We start from the raw sequence: 16,349 nt of genomic DNA on the forward strand, positions 1-16,349 counted from the left end.
AATTTCTCAAACTAAAACCAACAAGATGATGAAAACCAAATCCACATTTTTAGTGATCGCAGGGCTTCTTCTGGGGCACCTCGGTCTTGCACAAAGCTGGCAGCTTGTCTGGCAGGATGAATTCACCAATGGCATCAGCTCAGACTGGGTCTTTGAGACCGGTAACGGCTCATCGGGCTGGGGAAACAATGAATTACAATACTACCGCAGAGAAAATGCTACCGTTCAAAACGGACAACTGGTAATCACAGCAAAACGCGAAAACTTCGGAGGTTTCAATTATACCTCTGCAAGAATGAAGACTCAGGGGCGCAAGTCATTCCGATACGGGAAAATTGAAGCACGTATAGCCACCCCATCTAGCCTGGGTTCATGGCCTGCCTTTTGGATGCTGGGCAATAACATCACCAGTGTAGGCTGGCCAGCCTGTGGTGAAATTGATATCATGGAGCATGTTAACACCTCTCCTGATGTACATGGCACCATACACTGGCAAGATCATAATGGCAACTACGCCTCGTATGGTGGACATACGGCGACCAACGTCACTGGGTACCATGTGTATTCCATTGAGTGGGATGAAAGCACCATCAAGTGGTTTGTAGATGGTCAGCAATACCACATTGTGGATATCAGCAATGGCGTTAATGGTACCAGTGAATTTCACAATGAGTATTTCATATTGCTCAATATGGCCGTAGGCGGCAACTGGCCTGGTTTCAACATAGATGATAGTGCACTTCCCGCTAACATGTATGTCGATTATGTACGAGTGTATCAAGGTGGTGGCAGCACTAATTTCTCGGTTTTTAGAGAAGCTGAACAATACAGCAGCATGAGTGGAGTACAAACCGAAGGCACTTCCGACACTGGTGGAGGCCAGAATGTAGGCTGGATCGATACTGGAGACTGGATGGCATACAACAACATCAATGTACCAACATCAGGATACTACACTATGGAGTACCGTGTAGCCAGTGTTAACGGCGGACAACTATCACTAGACCTCAATGGAGGGGCAACAGTATTGGGAAGTCTGGGTGTACCAGCCACAGGAGGATGGCAAAACTGGACTACCGTTTCCCATACTGTATATATCAATGCAGGCACTTATAACTTCGGGATCTATGCTCAAGCTGGTGGATGGAATATCAACTGGTGGCGATTAACACGTCAAGGAACTGCTTCAGCCCGCATGGCTTCTGAAACTGATCAGGTTCTGGATAAGGAAGAAGAGACCACATTTGAACTCAAACTTTACCCGAACCCTGCTGCTCATGAACTAAAACTACACCTACCGTCTGGTACTTCTGATGAAGCAAGGGTATTTAACAACACCGGACAAGTAGTATTAGAAACGCGGGTAACAAACAACACTATTGACATTTCATCTCTAAAGCCCGGATTGTACACCCTGAGACTGGGTAGTGGCGATGGAGCAATCTCACAGAGATTTATCAAGGAATAAAAGAAACTCCTGATACTGTCGTCAGCTTGCTGAACGGCAGTATCAGGATACCAATGCAGACAAGGAATAATTAAATCATTTTTCTAACCTAAAAAGCTAAAGCTTATGAAAAATTACCTACGCAGGGGAGCCGGTTTATTTAGCCGGCTAACCCTTGTTTTACTCTTTTCTGCGCTGGTCGTAACCGGTTATGGTCAGCGAATTGTTGGCTACACTACCTCATGGGTAAACAATGCCAATCAGATTGACTATGCTAAACTAACGCATATCAATTATTCCTTTGCATTACCAACAACAAGTGGCAGTCTCGAACCAGTAGCCAATCCAGCAAAACTAAACAGTGTGGTCAGCCAGGCGCATGGTCATGGTGTAAAAGTGCTGATAGCCATTGGCGGCTGGGACCTTGGAGATGGTGGTGGCAATGACAGTAGATTTGAAGTAATCGCTTCCACCGCTACTGGCCGAAATAACTTTGTCAACAGTGTCATCAGTTTTATACAGCAATACAATCTGGATGGCGCTGACATAGACTGGGAGTTTCCTGATGCAGTAAATGGCAACCCTGATCCTAATTTTACTGCGCTTATGGGGGCACTGTCAAGCGCGCTACACAGTCGTGGTTTACTGCTTACAGCTGCGGTAAACGCCTCCGCCTGGGCTGGCGCTGGTGTCAGCAGTGAGGTATTTGGCCATGTTGATTGGCTAAATATTATGGCTTACGACGGTGATGCCGGTGCAGGTCATTCGCCATACAGCTATGCGGAGAGTGCTTTAAATTACTGGAAAGGCAGAGGCTTACCAGCAAACAAAGCTGTACTTGGGGTTCCGTTTTATGCAAGACCAAGCTGGAACACTTACAGCACTTTGCTATCACAGGGTGCCGATCCTTACGCTGACTATTTTAATGGTGACTATTATAACGGCATCAATACCATTAAAGCAAAAACCAACCTGGGCGTTCAGCAAGGTGGTGGCATTATGATCTGGTCTATAGATCATGATGTACAAAATCAATATTCTCTATTGACTGCCATTTATGATGAGATGGGTACACCTCCTCAAAACGATCCGGTTACTGTTTTCAAACATTGTGACTATGGTGGATACGCTGTAGGCCTTCCTGTTGGCAGCTATACCCTGGCTCAATTACAAGCCAGAGGTATTCTTGATAATGACATATCATCTATCAAAGTACAATCTGGTTATAAGATCACCTTATATGCCGCTGATAACTTTTCAGGAACTTCAGTAGTGAAAACATCTGATGACAATTGTCTGGTAAACGAGAATTTCAATGATGCTGCTACTTCAGTGATCGTTGGTCAGAGTTCAGGAGGCTTTTCCCAAACAATTCAGGCAGAAAGTTACAGCAACATGTCAGGTGTGCAACTGGAAGGCACTACCGATAACGGTGGCGGGCAGAATGTAGGATGGATCGATACTGGAGACTGGATGGTATATTCAAATGTTAACATTCCCACTTCAGGCACCTACCTTGTGGAGTACAGAGTAGCCAGCCTCAATGGTGGTGGACAGCTTTCTTTGGATGTTAATGCTGGTGCTACCGTATTAGGCTCAAGAAGTATTGCTTCAACCGGCGGATGGCAAAACTGGACCACAGTATCGCATACGGTATATATCAATGCGGGAACCTACAACTTTGGTATCTATGCCCAAACAGGTGGGTGGAACCTAAACTGGTGGAAGATTACTTACCAGTCATCAGCATCAGAAGCAAGGATCGCTCAAGATAAATCCAATCAACCACCTGAAAATCAACAAATTAACAATTTAGTTTATCCAAACCCCTTTAACAACACTATCCGGGTAAACACAAAAGACCATAACACCAGGGTAACAATTACAGATGCTTTGGGACAAGAAATGACTCCTCCGACCAACATTACTTCTGGTGAGGTCATTGATCTTTCCGAACTAAAACAAGGGCTTTATTTCATTCAAATTGAGTCAGGGGGAAAACAGGAAACCCAACGTCTGATTAAACAATAGACCTTCAACCAAACGATAAACCAATGAAAAAAATAAAACAATTATCGATTATAACCTTTGCCCTGCTAAGTATTGGATGGTATGCACACGGGCAGCAAAAAAACGATGTCGTTGACCTCGGAACTATCGGGGCATTTCAACAATCACTTCAAGAAAAGATTGAAAAAAGTACCAGTCAAAGCAGACAAGATATGTTACTTGGAGTGCAAACTCCAAAGCAACAACTTGACCTCAACGTAAAATATCAAAACGATGAAAACGGTGAGTTTACGCTGGTAGGATCTGTCGACAATGTCAAAAATAGTAGCTTCTATATCAAGCTTGTGCAAGGAGAGTTACGCGGTAACATTGTATTAAAAGATCAAAAACTTGCCTATGAATACTTTTCTGATGCCAGTGGCAGGGCCTATATTCATGAAAAGGATATAGACAAGGTACTTTGTATTGAGTACCCGGCTAAATCGGGCTCAAAAGTATTGGATATGGCAGAATCAGAAGCCAACTTCGAGGTTGCAGAGGGTGTTTATGATTTACAAAGCCTGCCCGGGGCATACGGCTGCGTGTTGCTGGACTTTGACGGCTATTACCTCCCTCCCGGAACTGGTTGGGTAAACGGAAACGCTTTAAATGCAGCACATTCCGGAATGTCTGACGCTCAGATACAGGAAGCCTGGGATCTAATCAGTGAAGATTTCAGACCTTTTAATGTGAACATAACCACCAGTCAAGCGGTTTATGATTCTTACCCTCAAAACAGAAGACAGCGCTGTGTATTCACTCCTACTAATAATGCTGCTGCGGGAGCTGGTGGCGTTGCCTTCGTAGGAGGTTTCGGCTATCAGGACTGGCCCTGCTGGGTATTTATACTTTCAGGAAAAGCTGGTGGCGAGGCAGCTTCTCACGAAATCGGTCACACACTAGGTCTGGGACATGACGGCAGAACTAACCCTAGCGAGGGTTACTTTGCGGGACACGGCGACTGGGCTCCAATTATGGGAGTGGGATACTATAAGCCTATTTCTCAATGGAGTCGTGGTGAATACGCTTATGCAAACAACACGGAAGATGACCTTTCCATTATGGCTGGTTATGTGGGCTTTAGAGGGGATGATCATGGCAATAACTTTGGTTCAGCAACCAATATTTCCAGTAACGGTGCAGGCAATATCGATATGCAATATGGTATCATTGAAAGAACAGGAGATCAGGACATGTTCAGGTTTACCTGTGGTACAGGAAATGTATACCTTGATATTAACACGGTCAACAGACATGGTGATCTGGACGTACTCGTCAGACTATATGAAGGTTCTACAGGTAATCAGATCGGCACCTTCAACGGAGGCGGCCTGAACACGCGATTAGAGGCTTATCTGGGAGCCGGAACCTATTACATCTCTGTAGATGGTACCGGGGCTGGTAACCCGTCCACCAACGGATACTCGGACTATGCCTCTTTGGGTAGTTTCTGGATTTCCGGCACTATCCCTCCCGGCGGTTCTGGGGGTGTGGTTACCCTCTACCAACACTGCTCATATGGCGGTTACGCTGTTGGCCTTGGTGAAGGCAGCTATACCCTGGCTGACTTAGAAGCCCGAGGTCTGGCCAACGATGATGCTTCCTCCATCAAAGTACAGGCAGGCTATCAGGCAACCATATACTGGGAAAACAACTTTCAGGGAAGCACGTTGGTCAAAACCGGTGATGATGACTGTCTTGTTAATGAAGGATTTAATGACCAGCTAAGCTCAATTGTTGTATCAAGAGTCACTTCCAGTTCCGTCATTGAAGCTGAAAGTTACAGTGCCATGGCCGGTGTAGAGTTAGAGAACTGTTCAGAAGGTGGACAGAATGTGGGCTATATCGATCAGGGCGATTGGATGGCTTACAATGGTATAAATTTTCCTTCTTCCGGAACATACCTGATAGAATACCGTGTAGCAAGTGCTAATGGTGGTGGGCGCTTGTCATCCGACCTGAACGCCGGAGCCACCATATTAGGTGAATTGGATATACCAGGCACCGGTGGCTGGCAAAACTGGACCACCATCTCCCACACGGTAAATGTCTCTGCGGGTACATACCCCTTTGGTATTTACGCTCAGGTTGGTGGTTGGAACATCAACTGGATAAGAATAACAAAACAGGGCTCTATACTTAACAACACAGGCAATACCTCTGAACTGATAAAATCAGAGACGGAGAAGATTGACCCGGTAATATACCCTAACCCTGCCAAAAACGTAATCAACGTCTCCTTTTCGGGGGAGCAAGCAAAGGGCAGAATAACCAATACTTTAGGCCAGACTGTGATGGAGCTTCCTGCAATAAGTAATCAGGAGCCTATAGATATTTCAGGTTTGAAAGAAGGGGTATATCTATTCGAAATAGAGTTTGATCAAAGCAGACTGATCAAAAGGATAGTGAAACAGGCCAATTGATTTTACCTGAATAATAGTTTGTAGTTTGCACAGGGGCCGTTTCAAAAGTGACCCATACTTTGAAACGGCCTTTTTATTTGCTACAATTTTATAGGGCAATCCCTCGTAAGATCGCAGACTACCTGTGTTTCGCAAGTCTTCCAAAGGACAAATACAAACTCCGGAAGCAGTACAAACTATCTCATCAGAGCGTCGCGCTCCACCTTTTACCGTTTCGCTTCTTTTATCGCTCAGCAATGAGGTAACATCAACCAAATTCTACATCCATAGTACATTGGCCTGGCCCTTCGCTGAAGCACCCTTTACTCTTGGGAGGCAAGCAACTTACTCCGTTCGATGGACATCCATAAGTTGGCTCACGCAGTTCTATTTCGATACCTCCGTGAACGGTTTGTTTCTCATGGCTCTTTAACTCAGTAACAAAACTGGTTACTCGCAGATTGACTAAACTTAGTTTTTTCATGATGATTTGCTTTAGGTTAGATTATGTAACAATACTCTCCCGGATACCGGGCCATTTAAGTTTAAAATTAGATGATCAGGTTTGGGAATAACATAGGAAAACTGCCCTTAAATACGGGGAATAATACCCTTGGCATACAGCAATATTTACAGACTGGGAATTCTTTAAGCATAGGCTCATAAAAAAGAACTGCCTACAGCATAGCTGATTTACGGCAGTTCTTGAACCTGAGAATGAAAACTACAACTATTACTATTTACTATTCTCTGTATTCAGTTTATTATTTATCCGACGAGCAGTCACCAAATACTACTTACTCAACCACTACTCTCTCTGTAGTTACCTTATCTCCAACTTTCAACTGAAGAATATAAACTCCTTTTTTGAGCTTGTGAATATCATACTTCTCAAAACGTTCTCCTCTTTGCATCTTGCCACTGTATAGTTTTATCGACTGCTGAGCATCCAATATATTGTGAATGGAGATTTCAACTTCACTGTCATCTGAGAGAACTTCATATTTGAGGTATATCTCACTATCAGCTGGGTTAGGGTATACCAGATTATCTTTTTTGACATCCAGTTTTGATGCTTCATTAAAGTATCCCTTCCTTGTATTAGTGATCACAAAGCGCTCACCGCCTTCGAGTGTGCCTTTTTCGGTATTCTGTTGCAATACATCAAGGATTACCTCTTCGCCCTCACCGACGTCTGCACCAAAGGCAAAATGCATAGAGAATGTTTCATCACCGTAAACAGGGATACCTGAGATACGTGCCTTAGAAGAAGCGATATGAAGTGTATTCTGATCAATAATTTTGATTTCCTGTAAATCTGCTTCTTTTATTCTTTCAAAGAATTCAGGATCAACTTTCACGTTTATCTCACCTCCTCTATCAAAAAATGGTTTCTCAATTTTATCTTCAAAACCTCTATCCCAAAATAACAGGTCTATTTTGTTCAATCCTTTTTCGGTTCCTCTTACATACAAGCTGGAAAAATTACTAATATTAACGTCATATACTTGTACATTCTTCCATACAATATTGTTATTTCTCCTTACGTTACCGCTTACACCGACTCCATTTAGCTCGTTAAACATGGGGTCTGCTGGGGACTCTATTCTTGCTAACAAACAGAAATGGTGGATGTCATTAACAAAGTCTGCCGGATTTGGTGGGTACCATGGTATTTCAACCGTGTAAGTGCCTCCGGGAGCTATTGGAGGTATAGAAACTGTATTGACCTTATCCCCATTCAAAACCCCTGACAATGAGTAATTTATCCAATGGTTAGGCCATACAAGCCCTGTAGAGGCTTTTGAGAAATATAGAGAGAGGTTTGCACAATCACTCGTTACAGTGCTCTTGTTACGTATTTTCACATATACCCCATTTGGTGAGAATATTTTGAATTCAGGGTTTTGATGACTTGTACCGCCATCCAGGTTTTGACGTACCCAAATGTCTTCACTTATCCACATCGGTCCACTATCAGGGTTTGGTTCATTTCCAATATCAAAAGGTCTGTCTTTGGCATAGATATCAAAGCCGCCATTGCTCGGGAGCATTTGCTGAGCTGCCTGTACTGCTGCTTCTGCATCTACCAAACCATATCCCATTTGGTTGTTCCAGGTTCCGTTAGGCCTGCCTACTGTTGGGCTATATGTATAACCTCCTACCTTTTGCGCTGTTTGCTCAATTATATCCTCAACTTCATCATGTGTGAGACATGGGTTAACGGATAAAATTAATGCTGCCACTCCAGCCACAAAAGGGCATGCTGCAGACGTACCACCGAAACCTCCCGTATAATCATTTGTAGAATAGCCAGTTCCTCCTTGCCTATCCGTGGTAGAAATAGTGGCGCCTGGTGCCATTACATCTAACGGAGCACCAAAGCAACTGCCCTGAAATGAATTCCAAGACATGCAAGAACTTCCGCTAGTAGGATCTACCCTAAGACCACAATCATCAGATGCTCCAACGGCAATAATATCGGGGTTACTGCTGGCCGGGTAAATCACTGCATTATTAGAATTACCAGCAGAAAAAACAACAATGGTACCTAATCCTCCTCTTCCATTTGTCAAGGCATTGGTAATAGCATTATCGATTAAACCACTGACAAGCGAATTATGTCCCCAGGAATTACTAATAATGTCAGCTCCATTTTGCCATGCCCAATTGATGCCATTTGCCAGTTCCTGTATAGTTGTTGGCCCTGAAAGCAATGAATTGCTAATAGACATAATTTTTGAGTTAGGTGCTACACCACTTACCCCTCTGTTATTGTCCTGGCTAGCAGAAATTATGCCGGCACATGCGGTGCCATGAGATCCTAACACTTGTGCTGGTGAAGTTCCTGTACCGGTATTAAAACCTGTTCCAAAAGTATTTCCCTGAAGGTCGGGGTGGTTCATTTCAAACCCATGATCAAGTACAGCAACCACTACATCGCCTGAACCTTTGGTTATGTCCCAGGCATTATTTGCATTAATATCTACTCCAACAGTCCCTCCATATTGACCTGTATTGTTGAGTCCCCATTGATCATTATATAGCGGATCATTTGGATCCTGGGCTATTCCTTCTAAAAGTAAGCTGGGTTCAGCGTGCTCGTAAACACCTGTTTCGTAAAACTTATTAGCTAGCTCCAATGCATTATTTTTTGCATTCTCCTTACATTTTAGGGTATACCAAAGAGGCATAAATGGGTTTTGACCAACAATAACTGCATCAAACTCTTCTGCCATTTTTGAGAGCCTGCTATAGTTATCCTGGGTTCTCAGTTTAACATTAAAATACTGAGAAATGCCTACCTTATCCCCATCCTTATTTGTAAAGTATGGTGCAGCATTTTTAATGGCATCCAGTTTTTCAAGCTCTTTTAAGTACTGCAGATATTCATCGGCAGACATCCTGTTCTTTAGCTTCAACTCTGCCCAATACTCGGACGGCGCATTATCAAACTTCGCAACCGACTTCATCGTTTTTGCAGAATTATCTAAATCAAATTTGGTCACTTGTACACTCTCATCAACTAAAACTTTGAGTTGATTTGAATCTGATACATTTGAAGGAATAACAAGGTACACATAATTAGTATTAAGCTCCAAGGCCTGCTTTTCTCCATTGTAGTAGTAAAAATACTTCTGAGAAAAAGCCAGTGAAGTTGATGTTAAAAGAATACAGACCAAAAATGCTAGTTTCAGCGCATGATCTACATTCCAATACCTCCTTGCGTGTGGTATAAGTAGGTTAGGTCTCATAATTAGATGGTTTTTGTTTAAATTCTTACTCTATTTCAGCTTTTCAGAATCCGCTGTTTCGAATCGATTCGTTGGTTTAATGATTCAAAATTAGCTTATACCATAGCCGCCCGACAGAGGGAAAGACCCCATAATAAAAAGGGGTTATTCCCCTATTATCACATATTATTTTTATTATTAATTATAAATTATATTATTTTAATTATAATTAATCACTACAAACTAGTACTTAACTTCTTTAAAAAGAGATATTTAGATACCTAACTTCACATATACAGCCTTAAGAGTAACTTTTATTTTGGGCAGTACACTAAAAGAATATCGGGAAGGGGTAGGTTATATTTCTGTACCCATGAATGCGAACAATAAACAGGAAGCTCAAATATTACAACTACTCGAAAACACTAAGCCCCACTTAACCTCTGAAGGAGTAGAATTCCGGGGATGAATTTATATACATGCGCCAGGAAGAAACAGAAGACCAGGATTATGATGTAGCCTATGAAGGATATGAATCCTGGAACACAAAAAACACTACTGCATTTATTCAGAAAGTTACAACAAAAAGTGGCGTTGACCCAGATTTACTAAGATAAAAGTATTATCCGCCAAATAAAGGACCATAAAGTCATAAACTGTTATTTACAGCTTTAATCGCTATATATTCCAGCACATCAAAATAATTACAAAACAAAAATCCCCAAGGGACCTTGTCCAATGGGGATTTTCGTTGTCTATAGTTGGCTTTAATTGATACCAAGGTATCACTTCAACGACAATTTCAAAAGTAGCATACGTTTAACCTACATAATCACTGATGAGTTGCTGAATATAAAGATTAACTTCATTTTAGACTTTATACAAGTCATGTTTAATGGCATAGAGCACCAGCCCTACCCTACTTTTTACTTCCAGTTTTTCAAACAACGACTCTCTATATCCATCTATAGTTTTGGGACTCAGAAACATATCCCCAGCTATTTCTTTATACGTTTTCTCTGTACAGGCTAGTTTCAGAAACTCTATTTCCCTGTCTTTTAGAATAACTTCGGGAGAATCAGCTTTATGCAAGGAGCTTAAAACTGTGCTGGTTATCTTTTCAGAGTAATAAAACCCTTTGTGAATAACATCATTTAATGCACAATGAAAAGTCTGAGGGTGAATGTCTTTAAGCAAATATCCCTTGGCTCCGGCCCTTAACATTTTGATAATGGTACCCTCATCATCATCCATCGACAGCGCTAGAACTTTAATATCAGGATGCTCTTTATTGAGCATATGCATAGTTTCTATACCATTAAGCACCGGCATATTAATATCCATTAAAGCGATATCAGGAGTTGCCTCTTCTGCCTCAAGTTGTTTGAGCAATTCTCTTCCATTGTTTACCTGATACAGGACTTTGAAATTGTCAAAAGTGTTTACCAGGTTCTCCAAAGCCTGGGCAAACAACAAATGATCATCAACGATTACAACGGAATAATCATGCATAGCTTTTCTGTGTTAGGTTATATTCTATAGTTAGCTCTACTCCTTTATTTCTTGCCGACACCATACCATACTCAGCACCAATAAGTTTTGCCCTGCTCTTCATATTTATTAATCCAGCTCCTTTTATGACCTCCTCATGGTCAAAGCCCACTCCGTCATCTTTAGCTGAAATTAATAATTTATTTGCTGAATATTCTAAATTTACATCCAAATGTTGTGCCTTCGAGTGTTTAATTACATTGGAAAAAAACTCCTGTAATATTCTAAACAAAATTATACCATCCTTTTGTGGCACTGTTTGCTCTTCACCCTGAATCGAAAGACTCGCTTTCAAAAAGTTAAGTTTATTAAATCGCTCCAACTCCAATTCTATGGATCGCACCAGCCCCATCTCCCGTATAATATCAGGATTCAAAGTTTTAGACAGCAACCTTATTTCTTTCAAACAATCCCCCAAAAGCTCACTTACATCTACAGTTTCTTTCTTGTAGCCATTTGGCAACTTTGCCTGCAATATATTAAGCTGCATACGAGCCACCGAAAGTAACTGCCCAATATTATCATGCAGCTCCCATCCCATATTTTTGAGGGCTTGCTCATGGATCTCCATTTGTGACTTGACCGTTTCTTCTTCAAACTTCTTCTCAGCCTGGATGTACCTATTCTTTCGTGCCTGAAAGGTTCCAAACAGAAGTATGATTATCATTACCAGAATGATAAGAGTTATAGTAGCCCATAAAACGACATCATGTTCCATAACTTCAGGTCCCTACAAGCTTTAAAATTGACCTCAATCAGATAATTTTTTACTAATAATAAACCCAATACTAAAGCAGACATACATTACAAGGTTTAAAGTAAAGATAATAAAGGTCCAGGTATCTGAATTGCGAAAATCCGGCAGAAAATGTAAGCTAATAATATATGGAATAATAGCAGTATAATAGAAGGCCAGACCCGCACTAATCCAAAACATGAGATATTTCTGAAAATAAAGTACCTTTTCAGTATTCAAAATTTCGATCAGAAATAATCCAATACTAGCAATGAGGGAAACAGCCCCCACAGTAAAAGTGTAAGAAGAGAATGCGGATGTGGTCATTAGCTTTTCTATCCATATAAAGTTTACAGTAACAGAAATTACAAATATTATAAGAAATGCAAGTATCCAGGATTTATATCGCCTTGACTTAACGGTTCGGTGGTAAAGTAACAGAAAATAGATATACTGGACAGATGTCAGTAAATTATAAACAAAATGATTCTTTAAACTTACTTCATAAATCTTTAGCAACCACATAGTAAACTCTACTCCAGTTACCAGCCACAATAGGAATAAAAAGTATCTCAAAAATGTATGAGAGTACTTTCTATAATATATGGAGCCGATTATGGCAGTTAAAAGCTCAAGAAATTTTATCAGCCCAAACAATTTCATCGATTTAATTAGATCCAGATCCTACTTCTTCCGGACAGTTAGGCTCACACATCTCTCCCATATTGGCAATCGAACTCTCTGTCTCTGCCATAGAGCGTGCCATTGCCGCTTCAGAAACACCTGCCTTATCAGTGGATCGTTTTTTACCATTGACAATGACATCATGAATAGGTAGAGGCACTCCGTCATTACCAATATGTAAAGGATCAAAAGCAATGTGGTCACCAGACTTCTCATCGTAATAGGTTGGCACATAAATATAAGTTTGATACCCTCTATACTCCCCTGCCTGATCATCTTCAGGGTACGCCACATAGTACATCCTAATACCTGATACTTTTATCCCGGCTTTCCTGGAGGCAAGTTTCAGGTAAGCAATATAATTCTCATAGAACTCCAGCGAATGCCACCCATAACGAGCATCTTCCCTACCTTCTCTAAACTCAGTCACTACATCAAAACGCTCTTGATAAGCTTCAAACATGGCATGGGCTCTCTCCAAGCTTATTGTTTCTTTCGGCTTCTCTCCACTAGATCTATCACCTTCACCTGGTACACTGTCGCAGCCATAAGCAATTAAGAATATTAACACCACAGACGATACCCGAATCAGTCTATTAACGTTTTTTTTCATAGTTTTAGTTGTTTTAAAATAGGTTAAGGAACTTTAGTAATTAAAACCCAAAGTTGAAATTATAAAAAATACTGAAGAGGTATAATCACAAGTCCTAAAAAGGGTGATTTTCCCCGATATTCGATGAAGGCAATTGAGAATTCGAAATGCAAAATAATTGCATTTCGTATAAAAATATTACATAAGTAAGTCTACGAGTAAAACTAATTACGCTTCTCATGACATATTCCCTAACTTGGCGGTCATGTTAGAACCAACTAAACTTTAATATAAAATACTTATGAAAAGCAAGAAAATAAAACTTGAAGACTTGAAAGTTCAAAGTTTCATCACTCGTCTAAATGACGAAGCTTCTGTTATTGCAAAAGGAGGAGCTACAGGTTATTTCTGTGGTGGCGGAGAGTCCATTAAGATAGCATGTATATCACAAGGAGCGCAGATTTGCAGTGACGATTCTTGCTGAAATTATTAAAATATCTCTCAGGCACTGATTAAGCCTCTACCCAAGGCATCCTGAAGAGGTCTTAACTAAGTAAACCCTAATCACCTAACCCGAATTTGGCCATCCACCTAAACCTCAATGAAGATGGTCAAATTCATCCCCCTTTTCTCTCACCCCCAAGGCAACACCTTGCCCTTTAACCTCTGAAGACAATACTGCACCTGAGCATTACCATGCCCCTTTACAAATGACACAATGGAGACTGCTCAAAAGTGAAGCAGCTTTATATTAACATTTTGCATTATGAAAAAAAACAAGAAAGGGAATTTTATAAAAATAAGCCTACAGGGTATCAGAAGGTTATTTAAACCCCAGATAAGACAGGATTTGAGCTGCCCACTAACTTCGGCCTTCCACTGTTAACCTGCTCATGCGAACGAGGTCCCGACAAGCGGGATGAGGCCTGGCCTAGGTCAAAGGCTTCACTCGGTATTGTTTTTAATGTTAGGTTTAAAAAACATATCCACCCTGCAGACTTGCAGCAAAGCTACAACTTTTATTACGAGCTGAAAAAGGATTTATGACTTAAACTTAAAGCGCATATATTTAATATCATGCCCCATTTCATTAAACTTTTGCTCATAGCGAGTGCGGATGTCGTAACATTCCGGTTTAAGCTCTGAATGATACAGATCAAATGTATAAATCAGATCTTCAATATCGTTACGTTCTTTAAGAACTTCCAGAGTATATTCAAAAAGACCGGTATTATCTGTTTTAAAAAAAACGTTTCCCCCCGGCTTAATTAAGGTTTTATAAAGATCAAGAAACCTGGTGTTTGTAATTCTCCTTTTCTCATCCCTATCCTTTGGCCTAGGATCAGGAAAAGTTATCCAAATGTCTGACACCTCCCCTTGCTCAAAATAGTTGAGCAACTCCAAAATATGTACTCTTAGGAATGCCGCATTACCCAGTCCTTCTTCCAGGGCAATACCACTCCCCTTCCATATTCTGTCTCCCTTAAGGTCAACCCCAATAAAATTCTTTTCCGGAAACAAACGGGCTAGCCCTATAGTATATTCCCCTCTTCCACATGCCAACTCAAGCGTAATATTTCTATCATTTTTAAAATATGACTCGTGCCAATTCCCCTTTATTTTATCAATAATTTCCTTCCCGGGTTCTACCACGTTTTCACGTTTAGCATTGTCTGCAAAACGTGCCAATTTTTGTCTACTCATAGCTATATTCTATGCATTTGCTCAAATAAGGCTGCAAAGGTAACTATTAATTACAAAACTTAATTGTGCTTTATAAACAGGTCTAAATTAAATTATCTTGAGTTATGTGGTACATTACAGCTCAGCTACCTCTGCTACAACAAAGGTACTTCCTCCAATAAAGATCATGTCGTCTTCGCTAGCCAGAACCTTTGCCTCTTTTATGGCCTCGTTCACATTTTTAACGACCTTTCCTTTCAACCCTTGCTTTGCAGCTTCCTCATATAGCTTCTCAGCTTCCAATGCTCTGGGTATGTCAGCCTGGCAGAAGAAGTATTGAGCCTCCTTAGGCAGCATCGCCAATACACCGGAGACATCCTTATCATTTACTGCTCCCCAAACCACATAAAGCTTATGATGCGGTGTTGAAGCTACCTGTCTCATAATAAATTCGACTCCGGCTTTGTTATGACCTACATCACATACTACCATGGGTTTGTTTCCCAACACATGCCACCGGCCTTTAAGCCCAGTGATAGTTTTTACATCTTCAATTCCCCGAATAACATGCTCCTCACCGATATTAAAACCTCTTGCCTGTAAAACCTCGATTACTTTTAATACACCAGGTATATTTTTCTTTTGGTAATATCCCGCAGGTTGCACCTTCAATGAATATACCTGACTATCTCCAGACTGTACCACAAGGTCTCCAGACTGTTCAAATGTTGCTGTATAACTGTCTTCTGCAAAGCTCAAAGCTGCATGACGTTCAATAGAAATTCGCTCAAATACTTCAGAAATCCCTTTTTGCTTTTCACTAATCACAACCGGCACATGATCTTTGATGATACCTCCCTTTTCAGCAGCTATTTCTTCAAGTGTATTACCAAGCCACTGCTTATGATCTTCGCTTATATTGGTAATCAAGGCCACCTCAGGTATAATTACGTTAGTAGAGTCAAGCCTCCCTCCCATTCCAACTTCAACCACTGCGATATCCACCTGCTCCTCTGCAAAGTAGTCAAAAGCCATACCGACGGTCAATTCAAAAAAAGAAGGATGGTGCTCCTCTATAAACGGATATACTCTGTTCATAAAGTTAATCACTCTTTCTCCAGCAATCTCCTTGCCATTGATCTTTATTCGTTCCGTAAAATTTTTCAGATGAGGAGAAGTGTACAGGCCTGTTTTATATCCCGCTGATTGAAGAATAGCGGCCAGATAATTTGAACTACTCCCTTTCCCGTTAGTACCAGCAATATGTACTGATTTAAACTGATGCTCAGGGTTATTCAAATATTGGCAAAGTGCCAATGTGTTGCCAAGGTCTTTCTTAAAAGCTGCGCCTCCCACCCTTTGAAACATAGGGAGCTGAGTGTACATGTAATCCAGCACTTCTTGATAGCTGGAAAAATAAGTATTAGGATTTTTATTTGTATCTGACATAAAGGACCATCACTAACAGCCG

12 protein-coding genes are annotated in these 16,349 nt (G+C 41.1%); 5 read left to right on the top strand and 7 right to left on the bottom strand.

Annotation, left to right across the window (positions count from 1 at the left end; all coding sequences use genetic code 11):
- Positions 1-25 precede the first annotated feature (25 nt).
- The 3 genes from JMN32_RS26845 to JMN32_RS26855 all read left to right on the top strand — a co-directional run bounded on the left by JMN32_RS26845 (position 26) and on the right by JMN32_RS26855 (position 5,919).
- Positions 26-1,468 (top strand): carbohydrate-binding protein, encoded by a 1,443-nt coding sequence (locus tag JMN32_RS26845; protein ID WP_238354648.1) that lies wholly within the window; start codon positions 26-28, stop codon positions 1,466-1,468.
- A gap of 105 nt (positions 1,469-1,573) precedes the next feature.
- Positions 1,574-3,478, top strand: a complete 1,905-nt coding sequence (locus JMN32_RS26850) for a glycosyl hydrolase family 18 protein (protein ID WP_202859511.1) — start codon at positions 1,574-1,576, stop codon at positions 3,476-3,478.
- 23 nt (positions 3,479-3,501) lie between these two features.
- The gene (locus JMN32_RS26855) at positions 3,502-5,919 is read left to right on the top strand and encodes a carbohydrate-binding protein (RefSeq protein ID WP_202859512.1); all 2,418 of its coding nucleotides are present in this window, start codon (positions 3,502-3,504) and stop codon (positions 5,917-5,919) included.
- Positions 5,920-6,166: 247 nt separating this feature from the next.
- Here JMN32_RS26855 and JMN32_RS26860 read toward each other — a convergent pair whose 3' ends face one another.
- On the bottom strand, positions 6,167-6,382 hold the full coding sequence (locus JMN32_RS26860) for a pinensin family lanthipeptide (RefSeq protein WP_202859513.1): 216 nt from the start codon (positions 6,380-6,382) through the stop codon (positions 6,167-6,169).
- Positions 6,383-6,695: 313 nt separating this feature from the next.
- Positions 6,696-9,653: a S8 family serine peptidase gene (locus JMN32_RS26865; protein ID WP_202859514.1), complete on the bottom strand. Its 2,958-nt coding sequence runs from the start codon at positions 9,651-9,653 to the stop codon at positions 6,696-6,698.
- A gap of 458 nt (positions 9,654-10,111) precedes the next feature.
- Here JMN32_RS26865 and JMN32_RS26870 point away from each other — a divergent pair, with 458 nt between their 5' ends.
- Entirely contained in the window at positions 10,112-10,249 is a 138-nt protein-coding gene (locus JMN32_RS26870) for a hypothetical protein (protein WP_202859515.1), read from the top strand.
- A gap of 253 nt (positions 10,250-10,502) precedes the next feature.
- On the opposite strand, the gene JMN32_RS26875 is transcribed toward JMN32_RS26870, so the two are convergent.
- The 3 genes from JMN32_RS26875 to JMN32_RS26885 all read right to left on the bottom strand — a co-directional run bounded on the left by JMN32_RS26875 (position 10,503) and on the right by JMN32_RS26885 (position 13,216).
- On the bottom strand, positions 10,503-11,144 hold the full coding sequence (locus JMN32_RS26875) for a response regulator transcription factor (protein ID WP_202859516.1): 642 nt from the start codon (positions 11,142-11,144) through the stop codon (positions 10,503-10,505).
- The gene (locus JMN32_RS26880) at positions 11,137-11,850 is read right to left on the bottom strand and encodes a sensor histidine kinase (RefSeq protein ID WP_238354649.1); all 714 of its coding nucleotides are present in this window, start codon (positions 11,848-11,850) and stop codon (positions 11,137-11,139) included. Before JMN32_RS26880 ends, JMN32_RS26875 begins: the two co-directional genes overlap by 8 nt.
- 736 nt (positions 11,851-12,586) lie before the next feature.
- Positions 12,587-13,216 carry a hypothetical protein gene (locus tag JMN32_RS26885; RefSeq protein WP_202859518.1) on the bottom strand — a complete coding sequence of 210 codons (630 nt, stop codon included), beginning with the start codon at positions 13,214-13,216 and terminating at the stop codon, positions 12,587-12,589.
- Positions 13,217-13,496: 280 nt separating this feature from the next.
- Here JMN32_RS26885 and JMN32_RS26890 point away from each other — a divergent pair, with 280 nt between their 5' ends.
- Entirely contained in the window at positions 13,497-13,679 is a 183-nt protein-coding gene (locus tag JMN32_RS26890) for a pinensin family lanthipeptide (protein ID WP_202859519.1), read from the top strand.
- A gap of 557 nt (positions 13,680-14,236) precedes the next feature.
- Here JMN32_RS26890 and trmB read toward each other — a convergent pair.
- Both trmB and JMN32_RS26900 read right to left on the bottom strand, forming a co-directional pair.
- Positions 14,237-14,899: a tRNA (guanosine(46)-N7)-methyltransferase TrmB gene (gene trmB / locus JMN32_RS26895; protein WP_202859520.1), complete on the bottom strand. Its 663-nt coding sequence runs from the start codon at positions 14,897-14,899 to the stop codon at positions 14,237-14,239.
- A gap of 114 nt (positions 14,900-15,013) precedes the next feature.
- Positions 15,014-16,327, bottom strand: a complete 1,314-nt coding sequence (locus JMN32_RS26900; RefSeq protein WP_238354650.1) for a bifunctional folylpolyglutamate synthase/dihydrofolate synthase — start codon at positions 16,325-16,327, stop codon at positions 15,014-15,016.
- Positions 16,328-16,349 lie beyond the last annotated feature (22 nt).

This window comes from Fulvivirga marina (assembly GCF_016775155.1).
Lineage (GTDB): Bacteria > Bacteroidota > Bacteroidia > Cytophagales > Cyclobacteriaceae > Fulvivirga > Fulvivirga marina.

Bases quoted from the DNA above. Each gene is read 5' to 3' on its own strand.
- JMN32_RS26845 (WP_238354648.1), top strand. From the start codon at position 26: ATGATGAAAACCAAATCCACATTTTTAGTGATCGCAGGGCTTCTTCTG.
- JMN32_RS26850 (WP_202859511.1), top strand. From the start codon at position 1,574: ATGAAAAATTACCTACGCAGGGGAGCCGGTTTATTTAGCCGGCTAACC.
- JMN32_RS26855 (WP_202859512.1), top strand. From the start codon at position 3,502: ATGAAAAAAATAAAACAATTATCGATTATAACCTTTGCCCTGCTAAGT.
- JMN32_RS26860 (WP_202859513.1), bottom strand. From the start codon at position 6,382: ATGAAAAAACTAAGTTTAGTCAATCTGCGAGTAACCAGTTTTGTTACT.
- JMN32_RS26865 (WP_202859514.1), bottom strand. From the start codon at position 9,653: ATGAGACCTAACCTACTTATACCACACGCAAGGAGGTATTGGAATGTA.
- JMN32_RS26870 (WP_202859515.1), top strand. From the start codon at position 10,112: ATGCGCCAGGAAGAAACAGAAGACCAGGATTATGATGTAGCCTATGAA.
- JMN32_RS26875 (WP_202859516.1), bottom strand. From the start codon at position 11,144: ATGCATGATTATTCCGTTGTAATCGTTGATGATCATTTGTTGTTTGCC.
- JMN32_RS26880 (WP_238354649.1), bottom strand. From the start codon at position 11,850: ATGATAATCATACTTCTGTTTGGAACCTTTCAGGCACGAAAGAATAGG.
- JMN32_RS26885 (WP_202859518.1), bottom strand. From the start codon at position 13,216: ATGAAAAAAAACGTTAATAGACTGATTCGGGTATCGTCTGTGGTGTTA.
- JMN32_RS26890 (WP_202859519.1), top strand. From the start codon at position 13,497: ATGAAAAGCAAGAAAATAAAACTTGAAGACTTGAAAGTTCAAAGTTTC.
- trmB (WP_202859520.1), bottom strand. From the start codon at position 14,899: ATGAGTAGACAAAAATTGGCACGTTTTGCAGACAATGCTAAACGTGAA.
- JMN32_RS26900 (WP_238354650.1), bottom strand. From the start codon at position 16,327: ATGTCAGATACAAATAAAAATCCTAATACTTATTTTTCCAGCTATCAA.